Source organism: Variovorax sp. YR634, from assembly GCF_900106655.1.
GTDB lineage: Bacteria > Pseudomonadota > Gammaproteobacteria > Burkholderiales > Burkholderiaceae_C > Variovorax.
This window is the reverse complement of sequence record NZ_FNOL01000011.1, coordinates 101,228-115,615: the sequence shown is the minus strand read 5'-3', so window position 1 is coordinate 115,615 and position 14,388 is coordinate 101,228. Positions and strand designations below refer to the sequence as shown.

The following is a 14,388-nucleotide window of genomic DNA, read 5'->3' as shown; positions in this document are numbered from 1 at the left end:
ACACACCAAGGAACGCAGCATGACGGCTGAATACAAAGTGCTCGGCGATATCGCCGTGATCACACTGACCAACCCTCCGGTCAACGGTCTCGGCTTCTCGACACGCATCGGCATCACCGATGGCCTGTCGAAGGCCAATGCCGACGACGCCGTCAAGGCCATCGTCATCACCGGCGCCGGCAAGGCTTTCTCGGGCGGCGCGGACATCAAGGAGTTCGGCACGCCCAAGGCGCTGCAAGAGCCCAACCTGCTGAGCGTGATCCTCGCGCTCGAAGCCTCTCCCAAGCCCATCGTCGCTGCCATTCACTCGGTATGCATGGGCGGCGGCCTCGAACTGGCCCTGGGCTGCCACTACCGCGTGGCTGCCCCCGGCACCAGCGTGGCACTGCCTGAAGTCAAGCTGGGCCTGCTGCCCGGCGCCGGCGGCACGCAGCGCCTGCCGCGCGTGCTCGGCGTGGAAACCGCCCTGAACATGATCGTCAGCGGCGAGCCCGTGAAGAGCGAACTGCTCGCGAGCCTGCCCGGCCAGAAGCTGTTCGACAAGCTCGCCGCCTCGGCCGAATCGGTGTTCGAAGAAGCCGTGGCCTTCGCCAAGAGCGTGGCCGGCAAGACCGGTGAAGCGCTGCCGCTGGTGCGCAACCTGCCGTGCAAGCACCCACAGGGCGACGCCTACTTCCAGTTCGCCAAGAACATGGTCGGCGGCATGTCGAAGAACTACCCGGCGCCGCTGAAGTGCGTCGACGCCGTGCAGGCCGCGACGAAACTGAAGTTCGACGAAGGCATGGCCGAAGAACGCCGCCTCTTCACGGCGCTGATGTTCACGCCCGAATCGCTGGCCCTGCGCCACCTGTTCATGGCCGAGCGCGCCGCGAGCAAGATTCCCGACGTGCCCGAAGACACGCCCAAGCGCGAGATCAAGGCCGTTGGCGTGATCGGCGCCGGCACCATGGGCGGCGGCATCTCGATGAACTTCCTGAACGCGGGCATCCCCGTCAAGATCCTCGAGATGAAGCAGGAAGCGCTCGACCGCGGCGTTGCCACCATCAAGAAGAACTACGAAGCCCAGGTCAAGAAGGGCAAGCTCAAGCAGGACAAGTACGAGCAGCGCATGGCGCTCCTGAGCACCACGCTGAGCTACGACGACCTGAAGGACGCCGACCTCATCATCGAAGCCGTGTTCGAAGAAATCGGCGTCAAGGAAAAGGTCTTCAAGGAACTCGACCGCGTCGCCAAGAAGGGCGCGATCCTGGCCTCGAACACCTCGACGCTCGACGTCGACAAGATCGCATCGTTCACCGACCGTCCGCAGGACGTGGTCGGCATGCACTTCTTCAGCCCCGCCAACGTGATGAAGCTGCTCGAAGTGGTGCGCGGCAAGGCCACCGCCAAGGACGTGCTCGCCACGGTCATGGACATCGGCAAGAAGATCAAGAAGACCTCGGTGGTCTCGGGCGTGTGCGACGGCTTCATCGGCAACCGCATGATCGAGCAGTACTCGCGCCAGGCCGGCTTCCTGCTGGACGAAGGCGCCACGCCGCAGCAGGTCGACAAGGCCGTCGAGAAGTTCGGCTTTGCCATGGGCCCGTTCCGCATGGGCGACCTGGCCGGCAACGACATCGGCTGGGCCATTCGCAAGCGCCGCGCCACCGAGCGCGCCGACATGAAGTACAGCCGCACGGCCGACAAGCTCTGCGAACTGGGCCGCTTCGGCCAGAAGACCGGGGCAGGGTGGTACGACTACCAGGCAGGCAAGCGCGATGCCATTCCGTCGGAGCTCGTCAACAAGATGATCGAGGACCACCGCAAAGAGCTTGGCATCACGCCGCGCAAGATCTCCGATGAAGAGATCGTGCAGCGCCTTGTGTACGCACTGGTCAATGAAGGTGCGCACATCCTGGAAGACGGTATTGCCTCGAAGTCTGGCGACATCGACATGGTGTACCTCACCGGCTACGGCTTTCCGATCTGGCGCGGCGGCCCGATGCACTACGCGTCGCAGGTCGGCCTGTACAACGTGGCCGAGACGATGAAGCGCTTTGCCAAGAACCCGCGTGATGACGGCGCGTTCTGGCAGCCCGCACCGCTGATCCAGAAGCTCGTGGCCGAAGGCAAGCAGTTCAGCTGATCCACTAAGGCAAAGGGACCGACCGCCAATGTTGAAACGCATCTTCCTCGGGCTGCTGCTGGCAATCGTCTTGCTGGTGGCCGCCGTGGCGGTCAAGACCTGGACCACACCGTCGCAGCAACTGGCGGTGGCGCCCGCGCCGAAGCTGGACATCGATCTGCAGGCAGCAGCCAAGCGGCTCTCTACAGCGATCACGTTCCGCACGGTGTCGGGCATGGACGATCCGGCTGCGAATGCGGCCGAGTTCGACAAGCTGCACGCGTTCCTCGCGCAGCAGTTCCCGAAGGTGCATGCCACTCTCAAGAAGGAAGTGGTCGGCAACAAGGCGCTGCTCTACACATGGACCGGCACCGATCCCTCTGCCAAGCCCATCGCATTGATGGCGCACCAGGACATGGTGCCCATTGCCCCGGGCACCGAGAAGGCGTGGACGGTCGACCCCTTCGCGGGCGAGATCAAGGACGGCTTCATCTGGGGCCGCGGCACGCTCGACAACAAGAGCAATCTTTTCGCGCAGATGGAAGCCATCGAGCTGCTCATCGGCGCCGGCTTCAAGCCCAGGCAGACCGTCTATCTCGTGATGGGCGACGACGAAGAGGTGAGCGGCCTGCGCGGTGCGCTACCGATTGCCGAACTGCTCAAGTCGCGCAACGTGCGCCTCGACTGGGTGCTCGACGAAGGCCTGCTGGTGCTCGACGGCGTGCTGCCGGGCCTGAGCAAGCCCGCGGCGCTCATCGGCCTGGCTGAAAAAGGCTATGGCACCTTCTTCCTCTCGCTCGACACTGCCCCCGGCCACTCGTCGATGCCGCCGCAGCACAGCGCCATCGGCAGCATGAGCGCGGCGCTGGCACGGCTCGAAGCCAACCCGATGCCCGGTGGCATCAAGGGCGTGGCCGGCCAGATGTTCGGCGCGCTCGCGCCCGAGATGAGTGGCGTCAATCGCGTGATGCTGTCCAACCTGTGGCTCACCGAGCCGCTGGTGCGCGGCCAGCTCGAGAAGAGCCCGAGCAGCAATGCCATGCTGCGCACGACCACCGCGCTGACCATCGTTCGCGCCGGCAACAAGGACAACGTGCTGCCCGGCCGCGCCGAGGCCGCTGTCAACTTCCGCATCCTGCCGGGTGACACGCTCGCCAGCGTCGAGGCCCACTTGCGCAAGACGTTGGCCAACGACGACATCAAGATCAAGCAGTACCCCGGCAACGCCGAGCCGTCGCCCGTGTCGGCGACCGACAGCACCGGCTACCGCGCGATCCAGCAGGCCGTGCGCCAGACCTTCCCCGATGCGGTGGTGGCCCCAGGCCTCATGACCGCCGCTACCGACTCGCGCCACTTCAGCCTCGTGAGCGACGCCGTCTTCCGCTTCTCGCCGTTCCGCGTGAAAGGCGAAGACCTGGCGCGCTTTCACGGCAACAACGAACGCCTGGCCATCTCGAACTACGGCGAGATGATCGGCTTCTATCACCAGCTCCTGAGCAACACCAACGCTGCTCCGGCGCAATGACGACAACCTCTTTTCCCTTCCATCTGCTTCAAAGGACCTCACCATGACCAGCGCCGTCATTGTTTCCACCGCCCGCACGCCGCTCGCGAAGAGCTGGAAGGGTGCCTTCAACATGACGCACGGCGCCACGCTCGGCGGCCACGCCGTGCAGCACGCGGTGCAGCGCGCCGGCATCGACCCTGCTTCGGTGGACGACGTCATCATGGGCTGCGCCACGCCCGAAGGCGCGACCGGCTCCAACATCGCGCGCCAGATCGCGCTGCGCGCCGGCCTGCCGATCACCACTTCGGGCATGACCATCAACCGTTTCTGCTCGTCGGGCCTGCAGACCATCGCCACCGCCGCCCAGCGCATCATCGCGGGCGAGGGCGAGGTGTATGTGGCCGGCGGCGTCGAGAGCATCTCGTGCGTGCAGAACGAAGCCAACAAGCACATGCTGGCCGACCCGTGGCTCGTGAAGCACAAGCCCGAGATCTACTGGAACATGCTGCAGACGGCCGAGCAGGTCGCCAAGCGCTACAACATCGGCCGCGACGCCATGGACGAATACGGCGCCGCCAGCCAGCAGAAGGCCACCGCCGCGCTCGAAGCCGGCCGCTTCAAGGACGAGATCGCCCCCATCACCGTGCTGGCCGGCGTGGCCGACCCTGTGCTGGGCCTGCGCACCAAGGAAGTCACCATCGAGAACGATGAAGGCATCCGCGCCGGCACCACCAAGGAAGGCATCAGCGGCATCCGCTCGGCCATTCCCGGCGGCCTGATCTCGGCCGGCAATGCCAGCCAGTTCTCCGACGGCGGCGGCGCCTGCGTGGTGGTCGACGAGAAGTACGCCGAGCAGAAGGGCCTGAAGCCCCTGGGCCGCTTCCTCGGCTTCGCCGTGGCCGGCTGTGAGCCCGACGAAATGGGCATCGGCCCGGTCTTCGCGATTCCGAAGGTGCTCAAGCGCCTGGGTCTCACGGTCAACGACATCGACCTGTGGGAGCTGAACGAAGCTTTCGCCGTGCAGGTGATCTACTGCCGCGACAAGCTCGGCATTCCGGCCGACCGCCTGAACGTAGACGGCGGCGCCATTGCCGTGGGCCACCCTTACGGCGTGAGCGGCCAGCGCCTTACCGGCCATGCGCTCATCGAAGGCAAGCGCCGCGGCGCCAAGAAGGTCGTGGTCACGATGTGCATCGGCGGCGGCATGGGCGCCGCGGGCGTGTTCGAGGTCTTGTAATCATGTCCGGCTTGGGCCACGACCAGGAGGTCTCGCCCGAAGCCGTTCTGGCCTACGGGCGACGCATGCTTGCATCGCAGCCGTTCAGCGTGCTGATCGGCGCGGAGTTGCACGCGCTGGCGCCGGGCCTTGCCGAGCTTCAGCTGCCGCTCACGGCGCAGCTGAAGCAGCAGAACGGCTTTGCCCACGGCGGCATCGTGAGCTACATGGCCGACAACGCGCTCACCTTTGCCGGTGGCAGCGCGTTGCGTGTGCCGGTGGTGACTTCCGAATTCAAGATCAACTATGTGCGGCCGGCTCTTGGCGATCGTTTGATCGCACGCGCCACCACCGCCCATTGCGGCAGCTCGCAGGCCGTCTGCACCTGCGAAGTGTTCGTGGTGAACGACGGTGCAGAGAAGCTCTGCGCGCTGGCGCAGGGCACCATCGCGAAACTGCCCGACCCCTCGAAAAAGTAGCAAGAAGAGACACCCTCATGAGCCTGCGTTCCACCCTCGACTTCCTGCTCTACGACTGGCTCGACGCCGAGTCGCTCAACCAGCGCGAACGCTTTGCCGACCACTCGCGCGAGACCTTCGACGCGGTGCTCGATACCTGCGAGCGCATCGCGCGCGAAAAGTACGCGCCGTTCAACCGCACGGTCGACACGCAGGAGCCGCATTTCGATGGCGAAAAAGTCATCCTGCCGCAGGCCACGCACGACGCGCACAAGGCTTTCGTCGAGTCGGGAATGATGAGCGCGGCGCAAGACTACGACATCGGCGGTATGCAGCTGCCGTACACGCTCTCTGCCGCGGCCAACAGCTTCTTCGCGATGGCCTCTGTGAGCATCGGCTCCAACATGCTCACGAGCGGCAACGCCAACCTGCTGATGGTGCACGGCACCGAGATGCAGAAAGAGGTGTTCGCCAAGAACGAGTTCTCGGGTCGCTGGGCCGGCACCATGTGCCTGTCGGAGCCGCAAGCCGGTTCGTCGCTGAGCGACGTGGCCACGCGCGCAGTGCCCGACGGCGTTGACTTTCAGGACGACCCGCTGGGCCCGCGCTATCGCCTCACGGGCAACAAGATGTGGATCTCGTCGGGCGACCACGAGCTGACCGAGAACATCGTGCACATCGTGCTCGCCAAGATCCCCGACGAGAACGGCAAGCTGGTGCCGGGCACGCGCGGCATTTCGCTGTTCATCGTGCCCAAGCGCATGGTCGATACCAAGGGCGAGCTGACGGGCCAGCGCAACGACGTTGCGCTCGCGGGCCTGAACCACAAGTTGGGCTGGCGCGGCACCACCAACACACTGCTGAACTTCGGCGAGGGCAAGTACCCGGTCGATGGCAAGGCCGGTGCCGTGGGCTACCTGGTCGGCGCGCCCGGCAAGGGCCTGCACTGCATGTTCCACATGATGAACGAGGCGCGCATCGGCGTCGGCACGGCTGCCACCATGCTCGGCATGGCGGGCTACCACGCCTCGCTCGAATACGCCAAGAGCCGCCCGCAGGGGCGGCTGGTGAAGAAGCCGGATGCAGCAGGGGCCGCAGTCGCCAAGGACTCGGCCGCGCCGCAGGTGCGCATCATCGAGCACGCCGACGTGCGGCGCATGCTGCTGGCCCAGAAAGCGTATTGCGAAGGCGCTCTGGCGCTGGAGCTGTACTGCGCCCGGCTGGTCGACGAGCAGAAGACCGGCGACGCGCAGGCCGCCGACGACGCGCGCCTGCTGCTCGAAGTGCTCACGCCCATCGCCAAGAGCTGGCCCAGCGAGTGGTGCCTGGAGGCCAATTCGCTGGCCATCCAGGTGCATGGCGGCTACGGCTACACGCGCGACTTTCCGGTGGAGCAGTACTGGCGCGACAACCGCCTGAACATGATTCACGAGGGCACCCACGGCATCCAGGCGGCCGACCTGCTGGGGCGCAAGGTGCTGATGGAAAAGGGCCGTGGCCTGCAACTGCTGGCCGGGCGCATGACCGACACCATCGGGCGCGCCGCCAAGGTGCCGGCATTGGCCGCTCATGCCAAGGCGCTGGGCGTCGCGCTGCAGCGCATCGGCAGCGCCACCGAGGCCGCATGGTCCACCGGCGACCCGGCCGACGCGCTGGCCAACGCCGTGCCGTACATGCAGGCCTTCGGCCACACGGTGCTGGCGTGGATCTGGCTCGACGTGGCCCAAAGGGCCCTGCAGACCGACGGTGAAAAGGCGAGGGCGGTAACAGCTGGCAAGATCGGCGCCACGGACTACTTCTTCCACTACGAGCTGCCGAAAATCGGCGCATGGCTCAACGTGGTCGAAACCCGCGACCCGACCTGTACAGCTTTGCCCGAGGACGCCTTCTGATGGCCACTACCGATTCGCCGAACGCCAACCCCAACAACACTCCCGCCGTCAAACCTCCCAAGCCGCACGCGCGGCTCGAGAAGTGGATCTGGATCCTGATCTACGGCGGCCTGTTCGTCGTGATCCTGGGCATTGCCACCGGCCGCACCGACGCCGCGCTGGGCTGGTCCCTCGCAGTGCCTGGCGGTGTCGTGGCGCTGGTCGGCTTCGTGCTGATCTACGTGCGCTCGCGGCTGCCCAACACCCCTACCAAGTAAAGAGGCCCGCCATGCTCAAGCACATCGTGATGTGGAAGTTCAAGGAACACGCCGAGGGCTCCGACAAGGCGACCAACCTGCTGAAGGCCAAGGCGCTGCTCGACGCCTGCGCCAAGCTGTCGCCCGGCACGCTGCGCTTCGAGGTGGCCATTGCCCAGCCCGGGCTGGAAGCCACCTACGACCTGGTCCTGTACTCGGAATTCACCGACTCCGCCGCGCTCGCGGCCTATTCGGACCACCCGCAACACGTGGCCCTGAAGCCTTTCATCGGCGCCGTGCGTGAAGCCCGCCAGTGCATGGACTACGAGATCTGAGCCTGACATTCAAAACCGGAGACACCTCATGACGCCCCGCAACATCAAGCAGCTGTTCGACCTCACCGGCAAGACCGCACTCATCACCGGCGGCTCGCGCGGCCTGGGCCTGCAGATGGCCCACGCGCTGGGCGAAGCCGGCGCGAAGATCATGCTGAGCTCGCGCAAGGCCGACGACCTGGAGCAGGCCGCCGCCGAGCTGCAAGCCGCCGGCATCGACGCGCGCTGGATCGCCGCCGACTGCTCGAAGGAAGAAGACACCCGCCGCCTGGCCGACGAGACGCTGCAGCGCATGGGCGCAGTCGACATCCTCATCAACAACGCGGGCGCCAGCTGGGGTTCGCCGGCCGAGAGCCACCCGGTCGAGGCCTGGGACAAGGTGATGAACCTCAACGTGCGCGGCTATTTCATCTTGTCGCAGCAGATCGCCAACGGCTACATGATTCCGAAGAAGACCGGCCGCATCATCAACATCGCCTCGATCGCCGGGCTGAACGGCAACCCGCCCGAAATGCAGACGCTGGCCTACAACACCTCCAAGACCGCGGTCATCGGCTTCACCCGCACGCTGGCCGCCGAATGGGGCCGCTACGGCATCAATGTGAACGCGATCTGTCCCGGCTTCTTCATGACGAAGATGGCCGCCGGCCTCATCAAGTCGCTGGGCGAGGAAAAGATGGCCGCGCAGGCCCCGCTCGGCCGCCTGGGCGACGAGGAAGACCTGAAGGGCCTGACGCTGCTCTTCGCGAGCGATGCAGGCAAGCACATCACCGGCCAGTGGCTGGCGGTGGACGGCGGCGTCAGCGTGGTGCTGGGTGCGGCCTGACATGTCTTCTTCAGATTCCAGCGACATCAACATCCGCTCGTACACGAGCCAGATCCCGTTCGCGCGCCACCTGGGCTTCGAGTTGACGAAGTTCGAGGGCGGCGAGTCGGAGATCATCTATACCGCGAAGCCCGAGCACCTGAACACCTTCGACGTGACGCACGGCGGCGCCTGCATGACGCTGCTCGACATCACCATGGCAGCAGCCGCGCGCAGCGTGGCGCCAGAGACGGGCGTGGTCACCATCGAGATGAAGACCAGCTTCATGCAGCCTTCGGTTGGCCCGCTGCACGCACGCGGCACGCTCATTCACAGGACGGCGACGCTGGCTTTCACCGAGGCCAAAATCTACGATGAACAGGAACGCGTGTGCGCCCACGCCACCGGCACCTTCAAGTACGTGAAGCGCCGGCTGCCGACCGGCCCCGCCAGCGCCAACGAGATGCGCCCGCCGTCGACCGACTGACTGACTGACTGACTGACTGACTGACACTTTCCTGGAGACATTCATGCCGATCAACAAGCAGATCCACCTCGACAATCGCCCCGACGGCGAGGCCGTGGCCGGCAACTTCAAGCTCGTGTCCGCCGAGACCCCCGCGCTCAAGGACAACCAGGTGCTCGTGCGCCACCACTACATGAGCCTCGACCCGTACATGCGCGGCCGCATGAACGACGCCAAGAGCTACGCGCAGCCCCAGCCGCTGGGCCAGACGATGCAGGGCGGCACGGTCGGCGAAGTGGTCGAGAGCAAGCACCCCAAGTACGCCGTGGGCGACAAGGTGGTCGGCTTCGGCGGCTGGCAGGAATACAGCGTGGTCGACGCCTCGCAGCCCGGAGCGCTGAAGAAGGTCGACACCACGCACGTGCCGCTGTCGCACTACCTCGGCGCGGTCGGCATGCCCGGCGTCACGGCCTGGTACGGGCTGGTGAAGATCATTGCGCCCAAGGCCGGTGAAACGGTGGTCATCACCGCCGCCAGCGGCGCCGTGGGCAGCGCCTTCGGTGCGCTGGCCAAGGCGCGCGGCTGCCGTGTGGTCGGCATTGCCGGTGGCCCCGACAAGTGCAAGTACGTGACCGACGAGCTGGGCTTCGACGCCTGCATCGACTATCGCGTGCACGCCGACGTCAAGTCGATGAGCGCGGCGCTGAAGGAAGCCTGCCCGAACGGCATCGACGGCTACTTCGAGAACGTCGGCGGCTACATCTTCGACGCGGTGCTGCTGCGCGCCAACGCCTTTGCCCGCGTGGCGCTGTGCGGAATGATCGCGGGCTACGACGGCCAGCCGCTGCCGCTGGCCAACCCGGCGCTGATCCTCATCAACCGCATGAAGATCGAAGGCTTCATCGTCAGCGAGCACATGGAAGTGTGGCCCGAGGCGCTGACCGAGCTGGGCACGCTGGTGGCCACGGGCAAGCTGAAGCCGCGCGAGTCGATTGCGCAAGGCATCGAAGCGGCGCCTGAAGCCTTCCTGGGCCTGCTCAAGGGCAGGAACTTCGGCAAGCAACTCGTCAAGCTGATCTGATGCACTGGATGAACTGAACGCACGGCAAGGAGGCCGGTCATGGAAACCACGCACGAGGTGTTCAACCAGCCCACGCCGCTGGTGGACTACAACCTCTTCGACACCAACCGGCCCTTGCGCGATGCGCTGAAGCTCAACGCGCCCGCGTTGCAGACGACGCAGCTGCACGAGCTCGGCGCCACCCTCGGCACGGCCGGCATGCAGGCGCATGCGCGGCTCGCCAACATCCACACGCCCGAGCTGCATACGCACGACCGCTTCGGGCGGCGCATCGACGAGGTGGAGTTCCATCCGAGCTACCACGCGCTGATGACCGCCGCCGTGGGGGCCGGGCTGCACGGCACGCCCTGGACGGGCACTTCGGCCTCGCCGCATGTGCTGCGCGCAGCAGGCTTCATGCTCTTCACCGAGCTGGAGCCATCCATTCTTTGCCCCATCTCCATGACCTACGCGGTCACGCCCGCGCTGCGCGGCAATGCGGCCGTATACGCCGACTGGGGCCCGAAGCTCGGCAGCCTCTGGTACGACCCGGCCCTGAAGCTTTTCAGCGGCAAGCCCGGCGTGACCATGGGCATGGGCATGACCGAGAAGCAGGGCGGCTCCGACGTGCGGGCCAACACCACGCAAGCCGTGCGCGACGGCAGCGATGCCTGGGGCGAGCGCTATGCCATCACCGGCCACAAGTGGTTCTTCTCGGCGCCGATGTGCGATGCATTCCTGGTGCTGGCACAGGCGCCCGCAGGGCTCTCGTGCTTCTTCCTGCCGCGTGTGCTGCCCGATGGTTCACGCAACGCCATCCAGATCCAGCGGCTGAAAGACAAGCTCGGCAACAAGGCCAACGCAAGTTCCGAGGTCGAGTTCCAGGGCGCCAGCGCGTGGCTCGTGGGCGAGGAGGGCCGCGGCATCCCGCAGATCCTCGAGATGGGCACGATGACGCGGCTCGACTGCGCACTGGGCACCAGCGGGCTGATGCGCCAGTCGCTGGGCATCGCGCTCAACCATGCGACGCAGCGCAAGGCCTTTGGCAAGCCGCTGATCGAACAGCCCTTGATGAAGAACGTGCTCGCCGATCTCGCGCTAGAAAGCGAAGCGGCCACCGCGCTCGCCATTCGCCTGGCCCGCGCCTTCGACAATCAGGCCGACGAGCACGAACGCCTGATGGCCCGCCTGCTCACGCCGGTCGCCAAGTTCTGGATCTGCAAGCGCGGCAGCGCCTTCGCGCAGGAGGCCATGGAATGCCTCGGCGGCAACGGCTACGTGGAAGAGGGCGGTGAGGGCGTCATGGCGCGCATCTACCGCGAGATGCCGCTCAACTCCATCTGGGAAGGCGCGGGCAACATCATGGCGCTCGACTTGCTGCGCGGCCTGCGCAAGGGCGATGCAGTGGCCGCGCTGACGAAGGAGCTGGCGCCTGCGCGTGGCCAGCACGCAGCGCTCGACCGGCTGGCCGACGCGCTGCCGGCTCGCATCGAGGCGATGGCCTCCGAGGCCGAGGCCCGTCGCCTCGCGCAGGACGTTGCGCTCGCCGTGCAGGCTGCACTGCTCGTACAGACCGCGCCGACCGCCATTGCTGGCGCGTTCTGCGCCTCGCGCCTGGGTGGCGACTGGGGCAATGCCTTTGGCACGCTGGCCGCGGGCACCGATTTCGATTCGATCATCCAGCGCGCGCAACCCCGTTGAAGCGCGCCGAACCCACCACAGAAGAAAGACCCCACCCATGGCCGACCTGATCCTTCACCACTACCTGACCTCCCCGTTCTCGGAGAAGGTGCGCCTGATCCTCGGTGCCAAGAAGCTGCCGTGGAAGTCGGTCTTCATCCCGCCGATCATGCCCAAGCCCGACGTGGAGGTGCTCACCGGCGGCTACCGCAAGACGCCGTTCCTGCAGATCGGCGCCGACATGTACTGCGACAGCGCGCTCATCGCCGACGTGCTCGAACACCTGCAGCCCGAACCCACGCTCTACCCCGAGCCTGAAAAGGGCATGTCGCGCATCCTCGCCCAGTGGGCCGACACCACGCTCTTCTGGGCCGCCATGGCCTGGAACCTGCAGCCCAGGGGCGCGGCCGAGGTATTCGCCAAGGCCCCGCCAGAAGCCGCAAAAGCCTTCGGCGAAGACCGCGGCAAGATGAGCGCCGGCAACATGACCCGCCTGCGCCCGGCCGACGCCACCAGCGCCTACAAGTCGTACCTGCGCCGCCTGTCGGACATGCTCGACGAGAAACCCTTCCTGCTCGGCGAGGTGCCCAGCATTGCAGACTTCTCGGCCTACCACCCGCTCTGGTACACGCGGCGCATCGAGTCGGTTCGCACCATCCTCGACCTGACGCCCGCGGTGATCGACTGGCTCGACCGCATGGCCGCCATCGGCCACGGCGTTCCCGAGAAGTTCACGAGCGACGAGGCCATTGCAGTAGCCAAGGCCGCGACGCCGCACACGCTGCTGACCGACAGCACCTTCCAGGACGACCACGGCATTCCGCTGGGTAGCGCCGTCACCGTGCGCGCCGAGAGCTTCGGCCTCGAAGAGACGCCCGGCACGCTGATCGCGGCTACGCGCACGCACTACACGCTGGAGCGCAGCAGCGAGCGGACGGGCACGGTGCATGTGCACTTTCCGCGGATCGGGTATGTGCTGAAGAAGGCTGAGGGTTGAGAGGGCTGCGGCCGGTGATCGCCGTGCATCAACGCTTGAACCCGGGGATCGGAACCGGGTTGCAGTCGGGCAACTTCAGCGCCTCGTAGTCGGGGTGAAACTGCACCACGACAAAATCGTTGCTCGCTTCCCTCGACATCTTGTTGTCTTCGTAGATGCTTGACGTCGTTTCCAGCTTGATCTCGGTCGGCTGGAGCTGCTTGTACGCTCGGGTCACGTTTTCGGCGCGCCGTCTTGCCAACTGTCTGGCTTCAGCAGGTGTTCTGCCTTGCACCTTGACGGCGGCGCCTCCGTCGATTGAAACCTCAAGGTACTTCGGAAACGCCGAGTTTGCCCGGTCAATGAACTCCGCCAGCTTCGCTATCTGTGTTGGCTCGAGGTTTGCGGCACCTTCGGCAAAGGTCAGCCTTGTTACCACGATGGGCTTGCAAGCCATGGCGCTGCAACCTGTCAGCGTGGCAGCAATGACGAGGAAGGCCCTGATCGTGCATTTCATTTGGATGCTTTCGCAACAACGCCAAGAATGTACGCAGCGATGCTGTCGGCGTTGACACGAGACCGAGGATCTTCTGCATGATCCCTCGCGTGCTTCGTTCCATACCAGGGATCGAATGAACTGAAGGTGTCGTCGAAGTGCGTGACCTCGTGAATCAATGTCAGGAGCTTCGAGTCCCCGTCGCGAATGATGTTCGTATCGTAGATGAGCATGTTCTCCGGGAGGTCACAAAAACTCAGCCCGATGGCAATGGTGCGGGTCGCAGTGTCTGGTTTGCAAACTGCCGCTACTGTCACGACCGGGTCGCTTGAGAAGATGCAGCCGAGATTCTTCTTGCTTGCTTCCGAGTACCGGATGAAGTTCTCGCATCCCAGTCCCTCGAGCACTCGCTTGCACGCAGCCAGTCCTTTCTGGAGATGCTCCCGCATAGATTGGTCGGCCACGCCAAACCATTCCCGCACTCGTGCCTGCGCATCTTTGTCCCAGCGCTCGAGTTCCGGGAGGCGCTGCTTCGCAATGAACACTACGGCCTGATCGCGCAGCTTGAGCACCATCGCGCAAAACTCCTTGTTCGTCATGTTCGGGCAGATCCTTTCGGTCAGTTCCGTCCCAGGTGGGTGGGTCACATTCTTGTCTACCGTTTTCTTGAATGCCGCCAATTCATCCTCGGCTCCAACGGCATGCCAAGCCTCGTCCTCGTATGTTGCCCATCGCTGCAGGGTGGAAAGTATGGGCTGTGGCACCGGGCAGTGGCAGACCACCACGTCTCCTTCCAGCGCTGCCTCCGATATGAATTGAGGGCGCCGTGGCCCTCCGGCCTTCGCGATGACACCCACGCTGTTGCAGCCTTCGCAGTAGGCCCTGCCGCCGATCAACGCGACTCGGTGTCCATACAAATCGAGCATGGGGCCGTCGTAAGGCAATACCTGTCCGCCAGACGCTGGCGGATCGCCGACTACAAGAATTTTTCGCTCCATTCGCTACGCTCCCCGTTGATGACGGGGCGTTGTATGCGGCAGCAATTGCTAACACTGTTGTCTATGGTCAACCGCTTGGTTCTTTATCACGAAGGAGTGGGTTTTCGGTCTGTAGTGTGTTGGGGGAGGTCGGTGCCAGCCTGAGCCGGCTGCAGGCAC

General features: G+C 65.3%; 14 protein-coding genes. 12 read left to right on the top strand and 2 right to left on the bottom strand.

Features of this window, described 5'->3' with window-relative positions; all coding sequences use genetic code 11:
* Positions 1 to 19 precede the first annotated feature (19 nt).
* Genes BLV60_RS19325 through BLV60_RS19270 form a run of 12 tightly spaced genes read left to right on the top strand, consistent with a single transcriptional unit; the run spans position 20 to position 12,756 of the window.
* Complete coding sequence (locus tag BLV60_RS19325; RefSeq protein WP_093056892.1) at positions 20 to 2,125, top strand: 3-hydroxyacyl-CoA dehydrogenase NAD-binding domain-containing protein; 2,106 nt, start codon at positions 20 to 22, stop codon at positions 2,123 to 2,125.
* A gap of 28 nt (positions 2,126 to 2,153) precedes the next feature.
* Positions 2,154 to 3,629 (top strand): M20 family peptidase, encoded by a 1,476-nt coding sequence (locus BLV60_RS19320; RefSeq protein ID WP_093056891.1) that lies wholly within the window; start codon positions 2,154 to 2,156, stop codon positions 3,627 to 3,629.
* A gap of 43 nt (positions 3,630 to 3,672) precedes the next feature.
* Positions 3,673 to 4,848, top strand: a complete 1,176-nt coding sequence (locus tag BLV60_RS19315; protein ID WP_093056890.1) for an acetyl-CoA C-acyltransferase — start codon at positions 3,673 to 3,675, stop codon at positions 4,846 to 4,848.
* Between the two features lie 2 nt (positions 4,849 to 4,850).
* Entirely contained in the window at positions 4,851 to 5,306 is a 456-nt protein-coding gene (locus BLV60_RS19310) for a PaaI family thioesterase (protein WP_093056889.1), read from the top strand.
* Between the two features lie 17 nt (positions 5,307 to 5,323).
* Positions 5,324 to 7,177 carry an acyl-CoA dehydrogenase gene (locus tag BLV60_RS19305; RefSeq protein WP_093056888.1) on the top strand — a complete coding sequence of 618 codons (1,854 nt, stop codon included), beginning with the start codon at positions 5,324 to 5,326 and terminating at the stop codon, positions 7,175 to 7,177.
* Positions 7,177 to 7,434 carry a hypothetical protein gene (locus BLV60_RS19300; RefSeq protein ID WP_093056887.1) on the top strand — a complete coding sequence of 86 codons (258 nt, stop codon included), beginning with the start codon at positions 7,177 to 7,179 and terminating at the stop codon, positions 7,432 to 7,434. Before BLV60_RS19305 ends, BLV60_RS19300 begins: the two co-directional genes overlap by 1 nt.
* A gap of 11 nt (positions 7,435 to 7,445) precedes the next feature.
* A complete protein-coding gene (locus tag BLV60_RS19295) occupies positions 7,446 to 7,748 on the top strand; it encodes a Dabb family protein (protein ID WP_093056886.1) in 303 nt (100 codons plus the stop codon).
* A gap of 28 nt (positions 7,749 to 7,776) precedes the next feature.
* Positions 7,777 to 8,574, top strand: coding sequence for an SDR family oxidoreductase (locus BLV60_RS19290; protein WP_093056885.1), 798 nt, complete (start codon positions 7,777 to 7,779; stop codon positions 8,572 to 8,574).
* A gap of 1 nt (position 8,575) precedes the next feature.
* The gene (locus tag BLV60_RS19285; protein WP_093056884.1) at positions 8,576 to 9,040 is read left to right on the top strand and encodes a PaaI family thioesterase; all 465 of its coding nucleotides are present in this window, start codon (positions 8,576 to 8,578) and stop codon (positions 9,038 to 9,040) included.
* 43 nt (positions 9,041 to 9,083) lie between these two features.
* Complete coding sequence (locus tag BLV60_RS19280; protein ID WP_093056883.1) at positions 9,084 to 10,100, top strand: NADP-dependent oxidoreductase; 1,017 nt, start codon at positions 9,084 to 9,086, stop codon at positions 10,098 to 10,100.
* Between the two features lie 39 nt (positions 10,101 to 10,139).
* Complete coding sequence (locus BLV60_RS19275) at positions 10,140 to 11,780, top strand: isovaleryl-CoA dehydrogenase (protein ID WP_093056882.1); 1,641 nt, start codon at positions 10,140 to 10,142, stop codon at positions 11,778 to 11,780.
* 37 nt (positions 11,781 to 11,817) lie between these two features.
* Positions 11,818 to 12,756 carry a glutathione S-transferase family protein gene (locus tag BLV60_RS19270; RefSeq protein WP_093056881.1) on the top strand — a complete coding sequence of 313 codons (939 nt, stop codon included), beginning with the start codon at positions 11,818 to 11,820 and terminating at the stop codon, positions 12,754 to 12,756.
* Positions 12,757 to 12,784: 28 nt separating this feature from the next.
* Here the strand turns inward: BLV60_RS19270 and BLV60_RS19265 are convergent, their stop codons facing one another.
* Positions 12,785 to 13,252 (bottom strand): hypothetical protein, encoded by a 468-nt coding sequence (locus BLV60_RS19265; protein WP_093056880.1) that lies wholly within the window; start codon positions 13,250 to 13,252, stop codon positions 12,785 to 12,787.
* The gene (locus BLV60_RS19260) at positions 13,249 to 14,229 is read right to left on the bottom strand and encodes a M35 family metalloendopeptidase (RefSeq protein ID WP_093056879.1); all 981 of its coding nucleotides are present in this window, start codon (positions 14,227 to 14,229) and stop codon (positions 13,249 to 13,251) included. The genes BLV60_RS19265 and BLV60_RS19260 overlap by 4 nt, the downstream gene beginning before the upstream one ends.
* Positions 14,230 to 14,388: the final 159 nt, after the last annotated feature.